The 15,406-nt window shown below is 74.3% G+C and carries 9 protein-coding genes; 1 reads left to right on the top strand and 8 read right to left on the bottom strand.

What is annotated here, in order from left to right; all coding sequences use genetic code 11:
- Positions 1-90: 90 nt before the first annotated feature.
- From serS to AC0QU1_RS01020, 5 genes are all read right to left on the bottom strand, one after another.
- Positions 91-1,365, bottom strand: coding sequence for a serine--tRNA ligase (serS, locus tag AC0QU1_RS01040; RefSeq protein WP_483573811.1), 1,275 nt, complete (start codon positions 1,363-1,365; stop codon positions 91-93).
- Positions 1,366-1,375: 10 nt separating this feature from the next.
- Positions 1,376-5,905 carry a hypothetical protein gene (locus AC0QU1_RS01035; RefSeq protein WP_483573810.1) on the bottom strand — a complete coding sequence of 1,510 codons (4,530 nt, stop codon included), beginning with the start codon at positions 5,903-5,905 and terminating at the stop codon, positions 1,376-1,378.
- Between the two features lie 26 nt (positions 5,906-5,931).
- The gene (locus AC0QU1_RS01030; RefSeq protein ID WP_483573809.1) at positions 5,932-7,050 is read right to left on the bottom strand and encodes a diacylglycerol/lipid kinase family protein; all 1,119 of its coding nucleotides are present in this window, start codon (positions 7,048-7,050) and stop codon (positions 5,932-5,934) included.
- 39 nt (positions 7,051-7,089) lie between these two features.
- Positions 7,090-7,887, bottom strand: coding sequence for a glycosyltransferase family 2 protein (locus AC0QU1_RS01025; protein ID WP_483573808.1), 798 nt, complete (start codon positions 7,885-7,887; stop codon positions 7,090-7,092).
- Positions 7,888-8,082: 195 nt separating this feature from the next.
- Positions 8,083-8,907, bottom strand: coding sequence for a DUF5926 family protein (locus AC0QU1_RS01020; protein ID WP_483573807.1), 825 nt, complete (start codon positions 8,905-8,907; stop codon positions 8,083-8,085).
- Between the two features lie 327 nt (positions 8,908-9,234).
- Between AC0QU1_RS01020 and AC0QU1_RS01015 the strand changes: the two genes are divergently transcribed.
- A complete protein-coding gene (locus AC0QU1_RS01015) occupies positions 9,235-10,680 on the top strand; it encodes a CoA transferase (RefSeq protein ID WP_483573806.1) in 1,446 nt (481 codons plus the stop codon).
- A gap of 178 nt (positions 10,681-10,858) precedes the next feature.
- Here AC0QU1_RS01015 and AC0QU1_RS01010 read toward each other — a convergent pair whose 3' ends face one another.
- From AC0QU1_RS01010 to AC0QU1_RS01000, 3 genes are all read right to left on the bottom strand, one after another.
- A complete protein-coding gene (locus AC0QU1_RS01010) occupies positions 10,859-11,746 on the bottom strand; it encodes a hypothetical protein (protein WP_483573805.1) in 888 nt (295 codons plus the stop codon).
- A 251-nt stretch (positions 11,747-11,997) separates the two neighbouring features.
- Positions 11,998-13,479, bottom strand: a complete 1,482-nt coding sequence (locus tag AC0QU1_RS01005) for a hypothetical protein (protein WP_483573804.1) — start codon at positions 13,477-13,479, stop codon at positions 11,998-12,000.
- Between the two features lie 171 nt (positions 13,480-13,650).
- Entirely contained in the window at positions 13,651-15,357 is a 1,707-nt protein-coding gene (locus AC0QU1_RS01000) for a glutamyl-tRNA reductase (protein WP_483573803.1), read from the bottom strand.
- Between the last annotated feature and the right edge of the window lie 49 nt (positions 15,358-15,406).

Genomic DNA, 15,406 nt, shown 5'->3' with positions numbered 1-15,406 from the left:
ACGAGTTCCGCGGAATGTCGGGTGATCGGCGGCCCGAGCCGCCGATCACCCCGAAAGCCTTGCCGACCGCTCTGCGGCGGCCGCACGGCGCTACTGCTTGACCGGCTCCAGCACCTCGAGCCCGCCCAGGTACGGCCGCAGCCCCGTCGGCACGTGCACCGAGCCGTCGGCCTGCTGGTGGTTCTCCAGGATGGCGACGATCCAGCGCGTGGTGCCGAGCGTGCCGTTCAGCGTGGCGACGTTCCGCGTCTCGCCCGACGGCGTCCGCTCGCGAACGCCCAGCCGGCGGGCCTGGAAGGTGGTGCAGTTCGACGTCGAGGTGAGCTCGAGCCAACGGTCCTGGGTGGGCAGCCACGCCTCGCAGTCGAACTTCCGGGCCGCCGACGTGCCGAGGTCGCCTGCGGCCGTGTCGATCACCCGGTAGGGCAGCTCGACCTTGGCCATCATGGCCTCTTCCCAGCCCAGCAGCCGCTGGTGCTCGGCCTCGGCGTCCTCGGAGGCGCAGTAGCTGAACATCTCGACCTTGTGGAACTGGTGCACGCGGATGATCCCGCGCGTGTCGCGGCCCGCCGAGCCCGCCTCGCGGCGGTAGCAGGCGCTCCAGCCCGCGTAGCGCAGCGGACCGTCGGTCAGGTCGATGATCTCGTCGCTGTGGTACCCGGCCAGGGCCACCTCCGAGGTGCCGACCAGATACAGGTCGTCCTTCTCCAGCCGGTAGACCTCGTCGGCGTGCGCGCCGAGGAAGCCGGTGCCCTGCATGGTCTCCGGCTTGACGAGCGTGGGCGTGATCATGGGCGTGAAACCCTGCTCGACGGCCTGGTCCATCGCCATGTTGAGCAGCGCGAGCTCCAGGCGCGCGCCGATACCGGTGAGGAAGTAGAACCGCGCCCCGGACACCTTGGCGCCGCGCTTGGTGTCGATGGCGCGCAGGCCCTCGCCGAGCTCCAGGTGGTCCTTGGGCTCGAAGCCCTCCGCCGCGAAGTCCCGGGGCGTGCCGACCTGCTTGAGCTCGATGTAGTCCTCCTCGCCGCCCGCCGGCGCGCCGGCGATCACGTTGGCGATGGAGTACAGCAGCCGGTCGAGCTCCTGCTCGGCCTCGGTCGCCGTGGCCTGGTGGCTCTTGACGTCCTGGGCGAGCTGCTTGGTGCGCGCCAGCAGGGCCTGCTTCTCGTCACCCTGCGCCTGCGCCACCTGCTTGCCGAGGGACTTCTGTTCCGCGCGCAGGTTCTCGAACTCCGTCAGGGAGGAGCGGCGGCGCGCGTCGGCGTCGAGGGCCGCGTCCACGAGGTCGGGGTCGTCGCCGCGGGCCACCTGGCTCGCGCGGACGACGTCGGGGTTGTCGCGCAGAAGTCGGAGATCGATCACGAGGCAGAGCCTATCGGGGCTGCCCCAGCGATTTCGTGCGCAGCGCGACCATCGTGAGCAGCGGCACCGCCGGGATGAGCGCGATCATCGCGATCCGGAGCCCGAAGTCGTTGACCACGGAGCCCAGCACGGCCATCACCCACATCGCCACCAGCGCGGGCCGCAGGAACTCCCAGCGCTCCTGCGCACGCCCGAACCAGTCCGGTGTCAGCCGCTCACGCCACGCCGGCGGGCCGAACAGCGCGAGCCCGGCCAGCACCAGCAGCAGCACCGTGACCCACACGGCGGGCCCGCCGGTGATCGAGCCGAGCGCGTACAGGGCCTTGCGCAGCACCGTCGACACGGCCTCGCCGTCGACCACCTGGGCCACGAACCGGCCCAGGTGCGAGCGCGACTCCGGCGGGCGCAGCCAGTCCAGGATCCCCACCACGGCCACCACGCCGACGCCGGCCGCCGCCACGCCGGCGAACCGCCAGAACGTGAGCCGCAGCCCGGACGCCGCCGTGGCGACCACCACGAACGCGGGCACGAGCACCAGCCCGCCGCCGAGGTCGGCCCCGAGGGTGGGCCAGACGTCGACCGCCATCGCGATCACGCCGACGACGGACACGGCGAGGGTGGCCAGCACCCGGCGTCCGCGGCGCACGAGAAGCTGCGCCAGCGCAGCCGCGAGCACGATCGCCGCGACCGCGTACACCGAGAACGTCGGGTTGCCGAACCCGTAGAACCGCGCTCCGAAGGTCGGGGCGGAGCCCAGGGGCGCCGCCCGGTTGAGCGGGGTGCCGAACAGCGCGTCCGCCGTGAGCGCGACGAACGTAATGCCTGCGACCACCGCGGGGGCCGCCCACAGCGGTCGCCGCGGTGCGAGCAGGCTCAGCCCCGTCACGGCCGCCGTCACGAGCAGGGTGGCGCCGACGATCGCGAGCACGGGCAGGCCGAACCGCCACCAGCCGGTCAGGGAGACGAGGAAACCGCCGGCCGGGAGCGCGGTCAGCGCGGTGGCGCCCACCTCGGCCGCGCGCCGCCAGCGGGCAGGCACCTCGCCCAGCCCGCGGGCGCGACGCCGGCGCGGCACCCACCAGCACACCGCCGCCAGCGCGAGGCCCAGCCAGAACGGCACGTCCACGAGCCAGAGGTACGCGTCACGGCGCACGTGGTCCCGCGCGGTCAGGTCCGCCAGCTCGTCGGCGGTGAGCCACGCGGACGCCGGCCGCTCGCCGGCGCGCAGCAGCGGCGTCGGGTCGATGGCCGCGGGCAGGTCCGCGCCGACGGCGTCGAGCACCGTCGCAGGGACGTCCGTCAGGCGGGCGACCCCCTCCGTCCGGGTCGCCGTGCTGGCCAGGTAGCGCGGCAGGCCGTCGTTCGCGGCGGACGGCCGCACCATCGCCAGGCCGAGCTCCAGGGGCTGCTCCGGCACCGTGGCGACGTCGACCACCAGCACCGTCGCGTCGGCGGGAGCCGCGTCCAGCACGCGCCACACGGCGAGGTCGACGGCGGAGACGAGGTCGGCGCGCAGGGCCTCGACCTGCTCATCGCCGTCGGGTCGCTCCTCCAGGTCCGCGCGCTCGGCGACGTCCAGCAGGGCCGAGCCCGCGTCCACGAAGGTGACCGGGCAGTCCCACGCGCCCGACCCGTCCGCGACGGCCGTGTCGAGGTCGTAGTACCGGCCCACGCCGCCCTCGCCGTCGGCGAGCGCCACCGCCGCACCCGGGCCGACCGCCGTCGTGCACTCGTCGCCCAGGGCATCGCCGAGCGTGCCGAGGCGCGCGGCGTAGCCGGAGCCGCGCTGCAGCGCGGTCAGCCGGTCCCACTGGTCGACGACGGCGGGGCGGTCGCCCTGGGCCGCTGCGTCGCCGTCCTGGGCGTCCTCGGGCGCGTCCCCCGCGCCGTCGGCGGCCGGGGTCACCGAGATCTCGTCGCAGATCCAGTGGTCGTCGGCGTCGCGCTCGTCGGACACCTCGGCGAGGCGGCCCGACGACAGGCTGAGCCAGCCGCTGTCCGGGCAGCGTGCTGCCCGCCCGCTGGGCAGGGTGAGGCCCGCGGCGTCCGCGCCGTCGGTGAGCAGGCCGTACAGGGTGGGCGCGGGCGCCCGGCCCGTGTCGGGGGACGGCTGGACGTCGGTCCAGCGCAGGCCCTGCGTGCCGATCACCACAAGACTGCCGCCCGGCGGCACCACCGGCTCGGCCGTGCCGAGGGAACCCGACTCCTCGCCGGCCGCCTCGGCGCCGGGCGCCGGGAGTGCGGCCGCCGCGAACAGCAGGCTGAGCAGGAGCGCGCCGGACAGGCCCAGCACCGCCGAGGGCACGCCCCGGACCGGCTCGGCCCTGCCCAGCCCGGCAACACGGTCCGACTCGGCAGCTCGGCCCCTGACCCGCAACGCGCCCGAGGACGCGCCGTGAAGCACCCGCGACAGCCACCCCCGGGCGCCGTCGAACCGCGCCACCAGGTCCGGCCGCGCCGCGAGCACCGCGACCAGGGCGAACGGGACGAGCAGCACCAGCCCGCGCGGGCGGTCCCCGAGGAGCGGCGCGGCGTCGACCGCCGTGGTCACCAGCGCGACGACGGCCACGACACCCGCGGCGAGCCACACCGGCCGGGCCGTCGGCTGGGTGTCGCGCGTGCGGGCGCCGTCGGCCGGCGTGGGCCTGGCGCCGCCCGATCCGCGCCGGCGCACCACGTAGGCGGCCAGCCCACCCGCCAGCACCAGCCCGGCCGCCGCGTAGAGCACGAAGGCGGCGTCGGAGAACCCGTAGAACCGGACGGCGGTGGCCGGCGACGGGCCCAGCAGCGAGGCCTGGAGCAGCGTGAACCCGGTGAGACCGTCGACGGTGAAGACCAGCCACGTGACGCCGGCCGCCGCCACGGCGCCGCGCCACGGCACCAGGGGGAGCAGGCCGGTCACGCCGCGCACCACGAGCGCGACGGCGACCGTCGCCACGGTCAGCGAGAGGGCCAGGCCGAACTCGGGTGCCGGCCACACCCACCAGCGGGCCAGCGACGCCAGGCTCGCCCCCGCCGGCGCGGACACGGCGAGCAGCGCGGCGGCAAGCGCCAGCCGTCTCCGGTAGGGCCCGGGCTCCCGGCGCGGCCGCGCCGCACGCCGCGGCAGCACGAGCACCAGGACGGCGATCAGCAGGAACAGGACTATCGCGCCGGCGAACGCCGGCACCTGCGCGGGGATGGTGTCGGCGAGGACGTTGATGTACTGCCGGTTCTCGACCGTGCGGGCGACCGTGGCACGGCGCGGTTCACCCACCTCGATCGGCGCGCCCTCGATCGACGGCTCCTCGGCGGCCGGACCCTGCCCCGGCTCCTCCGCCTCGGGGTCGGGGAGGGCGCCGCCGGCCTCGGCCGCGGTGGCCGTCAGGTCCGTGAGCTGGACGAACCCGGTGCTGCGCGACGCGTCCGACGTCAGCCAGCGCACCCGGGGTACGTCCACCACCCAGTCGACGACGACCTGCAGCCCCTGCTGCGTGAGCGGCGTGTCAGCGATGCCCGCGACGAGCACCCGTGTCCCGGTCGGCAGGTCGCCCGTCAGGCCGCTGAGGGTGTCGTCAAGGGCCTCCAGCGCCGCCGCGCGGTCCGGCCCCTCGGGCAGGCTTCCGGCGTCGATCACGGTGACGGGACACTCGGCGAGCACGTCGCCGCGCGCCGTCGCGCCGTCGCCACCGCCCGCCGGACCGTCAGCCGGGAGCGCGTCGAGGGACGGGACGTACCGGCTCACCGTGCCGTCCGCGCGGGCGAGCATCACGGCGGCACCCGGCCCCACCGCCGTCGAGCAGGCGCCCGCCCCGTCCAGCAGCTCGCCGAGGAGGCCGGGCGCCGGGGTCGCCGCGCTCCCGGCGGTCGCGTCGTCCCGCTCCTCGCGTTCGGGGAGCTGGGCCCAGCCGTCCACCGTCGCCGTGGTCGGCTCGCCGTCGCCCACCGGCTGCCCCGCCGAGGGCTCGGGCACCGGGGTGCACGACGTCGCCCCGCGCGCCTCCGGCGTCCGGCCTTCCCGTCCGGCGTCGGGCGCGTCCGCGCGTTCGGCGCTGCCCGCCGAGACCGTCCGGCTGCCCGCGGAGAGCGTGAGCCACGCGTCGAGCGGGCAGGTCGCCGGGGCCGCGGTGCGGACGTTGATCGAGGCGACGGAGCCGCCGCCGATCAGGTGCCACAGGTTGGTCGTGGTGCTGCGGGACACGTCGGTCCAGCGCAGCCCGGCGACGCCGACCACGACGACGGGGGCGGGCTCCGCCGCCGGTTCCGGCTCCTCGGCGGGCTCGGACGAGGCCGCAAGCCCGGCGCCGTCGGCGAGCCCGGACCCGGCTGCGGCGCCGACGGCGGGCTCGGATCCGGTCCCAGATCCGGCGCTGTCGCCGGCGCCGGCGACAAGCCGGGACCCGGACGCGAGGTCACCACCACTGGCGGCCGCGAACCCGGCGGCAGGCTGAGATCCCGGGGCCGCCGACGCCGTCGTCGGGCCGACCAGGCCCAGCAGGACCGCGACGAGCACGACCAGCACCGCGGGTCCGGTCAGTGCTCGGGTGGAACGGGGATTCACCCGCCCAGGGTAGATGGCCTGCGAGGTCAAGGGGCACGAACCAGCAGCGCGCCCGGCTCGACGCGCACGTCGATCTCGACGGCCCGCCCGAGGGGATCGCCGTCCACCTGGGCCTCCTCACCGCCCTGCACCCGGATCCGCGCGCGGCGGGCCTTGGTGTGGTCGATGCGGCCCAGCTTCTCCGGCAGGTCGTTGCGCACCCCGACGCCCTGCATGGCGATCTCCAGCGTGAGCTGGGCCCAGCCGAACACGCCGCCGCGGACGTCGACCGCGGCCACGTCGAGCACCCCGTCGTCGAGCACGGCGTCGGGCAGCAGGGTGACGCCGCCCGGGAGCATGCCGCAGTTGCCGACCATGATGGAGCGGGCGCGGGCGTCGACCGGCGGCTGGTCGTCGAGCTCCAGGTGCGCGCGCATGCGCCGGGCCTGCATGTGCGACAGCCCGGCCACGAAGTAGGCGAGCCAGCCCACCCTCTTCTTCAGGTCGGAGTCGGCGGTGGCCACCATCGCGGCGTCGAACCCCAGGCCCGCGATGACGAGGAAGATGTGCTCACGCTCGGTGTCGGGCTCGTGGTCGGGCTGGTTGGGGTGGTCGCCGTTGCGCGGTTCGTCCGCGAACTCGGTCACCCGCAGCCAGCCGACGTCGATCGCGCGCGTGCGGCCGCGCACGATCACGTCGAGGGCCTCCTCTGTGCTGGTCAACGGCAGCTCCAAGTTACGGGCCAGGAGGTTGCCCGTGCCGACGGGCAGCACCCCCATCGGCTTGTCCGAGCCGACCATGGTCTCCGCCACCGCCCGCACGGTCCCGTCCCCGCCGGCCGCGACCACGATGTCCGCGCCGTCGTCCAGGGCCTGCTGGGCCTGTCCCTTGCCCGGGTCGTCCACGGTGGTCTCGTACCAGAGGGGCTCGGGGAGCCCGTGCTCCGCCGAGTGCGCCAGCACCCGGTCGCGCAGACCCGTGGTGTTGTGCTTCGACGGGTTCACGATCACCGCGACCTGCGGGGCCGTCTGGACGCTCTGCGCGGTGGCGCGCCGAGGAGAACGCCGACGCATCCACGCCTGCTGCGACCAGGCCCCGATGGCGACGACGAGCGCGAGCACCGCGACGACGATCGCGACGATCCCCAGCCAGACCTGCCACTCCACGAGGTCAGAGTACGGCGCCGACCCGCAGGCGCGGGCCCATCAGCTGCGGACGTTCGAGCCCGCGTGCCGCACCGCGTCGACGGCGCCGCGCATCTTGCGTGCGTTCACGGCCAGCAGGACGTCGCGGTACTGGGCCGCGCGGTGGATCTGGCCCCTGAGGTCGTTCGCCGACGGACGGTGCTTCAGATCACACGGCACCTCGACCGCGACGTACCCCTTGCGCAGCAGGTCGATCGTCATGCCGGTCTCGACGCCCCAGCCGCGGGCGAGCGGCGTGGCCGCCTCGAACGCCTCGCGCGTGAGGCAGCGCATGCCGGACAGCGGCTGCGACGGGCTCCAGCCCGTCATCGCCTCGATCGCCCGCCGGGACGCGCCCACCACGATGCCGCGACCGCCCGCGCCCGCCTGCTTGGGCAGCAGCGCGATCGCGAGGTCCGCCACGCCCTCGCGGACGGGGCGCACGAGGGGGGCGGTGTTCACGGCGGTGTCGCCGAGGTCGCCGTCGATGAACATGAGCAGGCGCGGTGGACGCCCGTCGGCGTCGCGCATCGCCACCACCGCGGCACCCGTCTCCATCGCGGCGGCCTTGCCGCGATTGTGCGAGTGGCGCACGACGACGGCGCCGGCGGCGCGCGCCACGTGCTGCGTGTCGTCCTCGGAGCCGTCGTCGACCACGAGCACGAGGTCGACGTGTGGGATCGCACGCGCGGAGCGCACGGTAGCGGCAATGCGGTCGGCCTCGTCCTTGGCCGGGATGACTGCCGCCACCCGCTGGACGTTCTTGCCTGCCTGCGCATTGCCGGGACGCGTGGTCTTCGCGACCGGGAGAGCGTTCACACCTGTCCTGCCTCAAGCGTCGATTTGCCGTGGTGGGTGACCGGATAGTCCTTTGCTTGGCGAGTGCAAAGGTTTACCCCTGGAATCCTACTCCCTTGGTCCGCTAGTTGCCGAAACCTGGGTCGCTCGTGGCGATCCGCGGTGACTGCCGACGCGTTCCGGGCCGTCTGCGAAGCCCGGCCGGGGTGCTCCGGTCTAGCGCAGGGTGACCTGCCGGGAGACGATACCTGCTCTTGCGCGTCGCTCGTTCGCATCAAGCGGCTCCTTGATGGAAAGTGCTTTCGCGAGCCGGTCGCCGAGCTCCGTCACCGGCCCCTCCAGGTCGGCCGCCTCTGTGCCCTTCGGCAGCTCCCACACGGGGACCACCAGGCCGGACGCACGAAACGCTCCCACGAACTTCCCACCCGCGAGCCCTGACTCGCGCTTTGCGTGCAGCCGGGAGATCGCGTCGATGACGTCGTCCTCCGGTTCGGGTCGTGCCCAGCGGAGGAACTCGCGCGTCATGCGGCACCAGTAGGCCGACTCGACCGAGGACACCTTGACCGTGGGGATCGCGCCGTCGGCGGCGTCCTCCAGGTTCTGCTTGAGCTCCGGCGTGACCTCGGCGCTCGGGTCGAGCCAGTAGTCGAACGTGTCGTGCACCGTGACCTCGAACGGGACGCTCAGGTCGAGCACGTCCTGGAGGCGCGGCCCCTCGCCCGGCAGGTCACCCGGTTCGACGGCGGTGCCCGGCTCGAGCTCCAGGGCCTCCAGGAGCGCCGCGGCGAGGTCGCGGCTCACGTCGCCCGACCCGACGATGCCCTGCACGGCGAGCAGGATCGAGCCGTCGGCGCGGTGCAGCGCGGTCCAGGCGCCCGGCAGGAGCGTCACCACGGTGACCTCCCGGGAGCCGTACTCGGCGGTGGTGCGAGCGGTCGCGGTCGCTGACGGGACGATCTCGCGCATCGCCACCCAGTCGGTCTCCCCGGGGAGACCTTCGAAGGGCCGGAGCACGAACTCGGAGGAGGGGTTCTTGGCCATGCGGCGAGTGTATCCACGCGCATGCTCCCTTGATCTGTCCGGCCGGTGATGTTTCGGGGGCGGTGTCCGGCGACGTGTGGTGAGGGCGAGTTCGGTCGGTTGCTGAGCCGGTGACGCGAGTTCGGCCGGTTGCCGAGACGGTGTGGCGCGAGCTCGGCCCGTTGCTGAGCCACTGACGCGAGGTCGGTCGGTTGCATCGAGATCGGTCCAGTGATTGACCGATCTCGATGCAACGGGCCGAACTCGCCGAGGTGGGCGATCAACGGACCGAACTCGACAACCTGTTGGTGGCCCGGGGCGATGGTGGCCCGGGGCGATGATGGGGCGGTGGAACCCTGGCTCGCCGCGCACCTGCCCGTGCTCGACCTCGCGCTCGACGCCGTCCGCGCCGTCCAGCGCGCGGTGGCGCGGGCCAGGCTCGACCCGGCCGGACCGGATTTAGCCCCGCTCGACCCGGGCCGGGTCGCCGCCGCCTTCGCCTCCGACCGGGTCTTCGCGCTCGACGGGCGACCCGTCGACGGGTTCGGCCCGCTCTCCGGCTTCTTCCCCGCCGCCGACGGCTGGGTCCGCACGCACGCGAACTACCCGCACCACCGGTCGCGCCTGACGGCCCTCCTCGGCCTGCCCGACGACGTCGCGCGACCCGCCTTCGCCCACCGCATCGCGGACTTCCCCGCGCAGGAGCTCGAGGACCTCGCGGCCGACGCCGGCGCGATCGTGGCGCGGGTCCGGACCGAGCGGGAGTGGCGGGAGTCGGCGCCGGGACGAGCTGCGGCGGCCGGCCCGGTGGTGCGGACGACGGCGCGGCTCGGCCCTTCGGGCGCAGGACGACGACCTGCTGCGGACTCACGACGGCAGCTCCCCGCGAGCTCGGCAGGGCGCCCCGCACCACGTTCGGGACAGCCGGCCGCGGCGGCCTCGGGACGGCTCGGCATCGACCCGACCCTCGGCGGCGCGTCCCTGGCCGACGTCGAGGTGATGGACCCGGCACGGCCCCTGGCCAACGTCGAGGTGATGGACCCGGCGCGCCCCCTGGCCGGCGTCCGGGTGCTCGACCTGACCCGGGTCATCGCCGGGCCCGTCGCCACGCGCACGCTCGCGCTGCTCGGTGCGGACGTGCTGCGCGTGGACCCGGCGGACCCGGCGGAGATCGCCTGGCAGCACCTCGACACGGGCCAGGGCAAGCGCAGCGCCGTCCTGGACCTCAGGGACGCCAGGGACCGCCGCACCGCCCAGGACCTGCTGGACGCCGCAGACGTGCTCGTGACCGGCTACCGGCCCGGAGCCGTCAAGGTGTTCGGGCTCCGGGTCCCGCCGGGCGTGGTGACCGGGCGGGTGTCCGCATGGGGCGACGACGGGCCGTGGGCCGGCCGACGCGGGTTCGACTCGATAGTGCAGGCCGCCAGCGGCATCGCGCTGCTGGAGGGCCACGAGGGGACACCAGGTGCGCTACCGGCCCAGGCGCTCGACCACGCCTCGGGGTACCTGCTCGCCGCGGGAATCGTCGACGCGCTCACCCTTCGGGACGGCGGGCCGGGCCACGATGTCTCGGTGTCGCTCGCGCGGACCGCCGCCTGGCTGCTGGACCTGCCGGGACGGGACCCGGTGCACCCGGCCGCCGCGGCGCCGTCGGGCAGCCAGACCGTGACGCACGGGCGGGTGACCACCGCGCGGCCCGCCCTGCCGGGGTACGACGACTACCCGCACCCCGCGCATCCGTGGGGTACCGACGAGCCGTCCTGGCTCCGCCAGGACGGAACCGCGGCGACATAGGCGGGGCGCGGAACGGGTCGGTGAGGCGCGAGGGTCCGGCGCGAACCAGGCCGGGTCGGCCGACCTGTCAGGCGCGAGCCGCTGGTCAGGCGCGATCAGCAACGGCGCGAACTCGACCCGCAAGGCGCAAGCCGACGGTCAGGCGCGGACCGGACCCGTGGAGCGCAGGCCCGGTCGGTCAGGCGCGGGCCCGGCCGCGGCGGGCGAGCAGGAGGGCGCCGGCACCGCCGATGACCAGGGCACCCGCCGCACCCGTCAACGCGGCGGCCTCGGCACCGGTCGTGGCGAGCCGGACCGGGGCGTCCAGCGTGGCGTCGGTGAGCGAGGAGGCCTCCTGCTCGATGGCGTCGACGCTCGCACCCTCGTTCGGGACGAAGGCGGTGAGCTCCGCCCCGGAGGTGTCGGCCGACCTCGACGGGCCCTCCCACTGCTGCCCGGGGTCCTGGACCGCCAGCGGCGGCTCGGACGCCGCAGGCTGCTGGGGCTCGGCCGCCTCGACCGGTGCGGGAGTCTCGGTCTCCGCGGGGGCGGGAGCGGCCTTCTCCGCGGGTGCGGTCTTCGCGGGGGCGGTCTGCTCGGCAGGAGCGGCAGGCTGCTCGGCCTCCGGCTCGGGAGCCGGGGTCTGCGTCCGGGCCTCGTTCACGTAGTCCTCGATGGCCTCGCGCACCTTCTCGCGGTCCTTCTCGTCCCAGTCGCCGTAGTGGCCGTTGGTCTCGGCGCGGTCGCAGTCGCCCTGCTGGGACTCGTACCGCGGCATGTCGTAGTTCGGCTCCGTGTAGCTGGTGGGCTGGTAGGAGCGCGGAGCCTCGTACTCGCGGTCGTCGCCGCCGCCGTACGAACCGCCGTGCGAGCCGTACCCGCCGCCGTGCCCGCCGTACGAACCGCCGTGCCCGTATCCGCCGCCGTAGCCGGCCGAGTGCCCGTCATAGCCGCCGTGGCCGCGGCCCTCGTGCGCCATCGCCGGGGTGGCGACGGCGGTGGCCGCGGTGGCGAGCGCGATCGTCGCCACGACGCGCGAGGCCGTGGACTTGGCTGCGGACGATGGCTTGATGGCGGCGTGCTTCATGAGAGCTGCTCCAGCGTGTCGGCTACAACGGCCCGGAACCCGGGGGACGGGACGACGCTACCGGATCGGTAATAGCCGAAAAAAGGGGGGCATCGGAAAAACCCGATGCGATGGTAACGATTCGATAACAACGGGCGTAACAATGGAACCTTCTCAAAGCGGAAGAGAACGAAAACGGGGTGGAGCGCCAATGGCACTCCACCCCGCTACGTCAAGACCGAAGAGGCTGGGGTCCTCTCGGGGAGGTCAGGTCAGGAAAGACCGCCGAGCAGGCCGCCGGTGAGACCACCCACGACGCCGCCGGTGAGACCGTCGACCGTCTTGGTCACGCCACCGACGGTGTCCGTCACGGCGCTGCCTGCGACACCCTTGACGGTGTTGCCGACGGTGTCCACGACAGGCTTGGCCACGCCGTCCACGACGACGTCCTTCACGACGGGCTTGGCAACGCCCTCCACGACGACGTCCTCGACGACCGGCTTCACGACGCCGTCCACGACGGTGTCCTTCACGACCGGCTTCACCACGTTGTCGACCACGCCGTCCTTGACGACACCGTCGACCACGCCGTCGAGCACGACGTCCTCGACGACCGGCTTGGCGACACCGTTCACGGCGCCCGGAACAACCTTGCCCGTCACGGTGCCAACGGCACCGGGGACGACCGAGCCGGTCACGTTGCCGACGGTCGCGGTGACACCCGGAACGACGTTGCCGGTCACGGAGCCGACGGCACCCGGGACCACGTCGTTGGCGACCGGCTTGACGACGCCGTCCACGGCGACGTCGCCCACGACCGTCTCGACCGCACCGGCGGCCGGGGTGGTGACCTGGGCCACGACGCCCGGAACGCCAGCGACCACGCCGGGAACGTTCGAGACGACGCTGTTGAGAACGCCACCCACGCCACCGATCGCACCCGGCAGGTTGGCGGTGAGGCCGGCGACCGGAGCGGTCACGCCGCCCAGGATGTTCGGCACGTTGCGGATCACGTCGGCCACGGTGGCCGGAACGCCGTCGGCCGTGCCGGTCACGGCGTCGGTGGCGTCGGACACGACGCCGCCGGAGGTCACGCCGCCGACAACACCCGTGGCGGTGCCGAGCACACCGCCGGCAACACCGGTAGCGGTGCCGACAACGCCGTTGGCAGCGCCGGTGGCGGTGCCGACGACGCCCGTGGCGGTGCCAAGCACGTTGCCGAGGGCGTCACCCTGCAGCACGCCGCCGACAACACCGGAGGCAGCGCCGGTGGCGGTGCCCACAACACCAGTGGCCGTGCCGACGACGTTGCCGCCGAGCACGTTGTGCAGCGCCGACTGGGCGGTGCCGGTCACGCCGGAGACGACGGAACCGTTGGTCACGCCGCCCACGACGCCGGAGACGACCTGGGGCGCAACGCCCTGGACGGCACCGGACACGAACTGCGCCGGCCGGTAGTTCGGCGCCAGAGCAGTGGTGGGGGCGATGGAGGCGGGGAGCTCCTTGGTCACCGCGTCGACGGCGGGGACGGCGTCGGTGAGCTCGCTCAGGTCGATCGAGGTCGACGAGAGGGCCGGGAGGCCCTGCGTGAGGCCCTCGGCGGTCTTGCCGAGGTCGCCCAGGTTGTCCAGCGGCGAAGCCTCAGCGGCCATGGCCGGAGCGGCCATGCTCGTGGCCGCGGTTGCGATGGCGACGGTCGCGATGGTCCGCGCGCCCGCCGATGCGGTCTTCTTCTTGGGTGCTGCGTGCTTCAAAGTTGCTCCAGCATCTCGAGATGCGCATATGCGCGTTCGGTCCTTGAGCCACCGAACTTAGTCTTCACCCCCGGGTGAATAAAATCACCCTCGTTACGATTGTGTAACGATGGCCGAATTGGACCCAGAAAACCGGTCCGTCCGGCTTGCGCCGTCGGCCCGCGCCGGACGTTATCGGCGGGCCGACGGATCGGCGTCCCGCTGGACGGACGCCTCCATCGTCAGGGCCTCGGCGCCCTCGACCAGCGCGGCCTCGGCCGCCCGCGCCCGGGCGGTGGCCTTCGCGCGGACGGCGACGATCTTGTCGTGCAGCTCGGCATGCACCCGCTTGCGCACGTCGCGGGCGATGACGTCGACGTCCGACTCCTCGGGACCCGGCTCGCCGCGCGCGGCCAGCTCGTCCGTGAGCCGGGCGACGGCGGCGTCGATCTCGGCCAGGACGCGCACCTCCGCCTCGTCGAGCAGGGCCACCACGGCGGCGTCGGCCTCCCGGCCAAGGCGCGTCTCCTCGAAGCGGCGCGCGGCGGCGTCCACGATGCCCTGGGCCTGCGCGACGACGTCGCGCGCCACCGCCGGCGCGTGCGCCTTCAGCGTGGCGAGGTCGAAGAGCAGCACGCCCTCGACGTCGGCAACCCGCGGGTCGACGTCGCGGTGCAGGGCGAGGTCGAGGATCACGAGCGGGCGCGGCTCCGGCTCGTCGCCGGCCCGGTCCGCCGCGCGCTCGCGGGCGCGGACCAGCCCGGCGGCGTCGAGCACGTGGCCGAGGCTCGCCTCGGGGCCGGCGTCGGTCGTCAGGTGCGGGAGTGTCGTCGAGCCGCCGAAGTTGCCCGCCACCATCGCGGCGAAGTGCTCGTCGTGGGGCTCCGGTCGCTGCTCGGCCTGGTGCGGCTCCGGCCGCTGCTCGGTCCGGTGCGGCTCTGCCTGCTGATCGGTGCGCGCTGCCTGCTGACGCGGCCGTCCTGCCGGCCGCTCGGGCGGCTCTGCCTGCTGGTACCCGGGCCGTCGCTGCTCGGTCTGCTCCGTGCGGACGGCGAGCGGTTGTTCAGTCCGCACGGCGAGCGGGTGTTCCGTCCGGGCCGCGAGTGCGTGGTCCGTGCGGACGGCGAGCGCCCGCCCGCGGGCGCCGCTGCAGCTCACCACGAGGTCGGCGTCGGCGAGCGCCTCGACGAGGGAGTCCACCGGCTGCACGTCGTGCGACTCGGCGAAGGCCGCGGCGCGGCCGGACTGCGAGTAGACGCGGATGTCGTCGCAGCCGCGCGCCCGGAGGGCCGCCACCGACGCGCCGGCGTACGAGCCGGTGCCGATGAGCACCGCGCGGGTGCCGTCCCACGGCGGCAGCTCGCGCTCGGCGAGGTCCAGCGCCAGCGCGACGACGGACCGGCCGGCCGCGCCGAGCTCGGTGTCGGTGCCGACCCGCTTGGAGGTGCGCGACGCCGTCTGGAAGAGCAGCTCGAGCGTCTTGGACGTGGTCTCCTGCTCGCGGGCCTCCGCGAGAGCCCGCTTGACCTGACCCGCGATCTCGCGCTCGCCCACGACCATCGCGTCAAGGCCCGACGCCACCGCGAACAGGTGCTCGGTCACCTCCGGCCCGGTTCGCACGGTGAAGCTGCGGGCGGCGACGTCCCCCGTGACGCCGGAGGCGTGCGCCACCAGCTCGGCGACGTGCCGCGTCGCGTGCTGCACGCTGTCGCCGCTCAGCGGCGCGTCCACGTCGAGGTAGAGCTCGAAGCGGTTGCACGTGGAGATCACCACGGCGCCCGCGACCGGGCCGCACGTACGGACGACGACGCGGCCCACTGACGACGAGCCCGTGGACAGGCGCTCCAGCGCGTCGAGGTCGAGCTCGCGGTGGCTGGCGGTGAGGGAGAGGAGAACCACAGTGCCCCAACTTTATGCACCACTCCCCGGCAGGGCAGAATCGGGAAGC

This window comes from Promicromonospora noduliphila, assembly GCF_056951025.1.
This window is presented reverse-complemented; position numbering and strand designations above follow the sequence as displayed.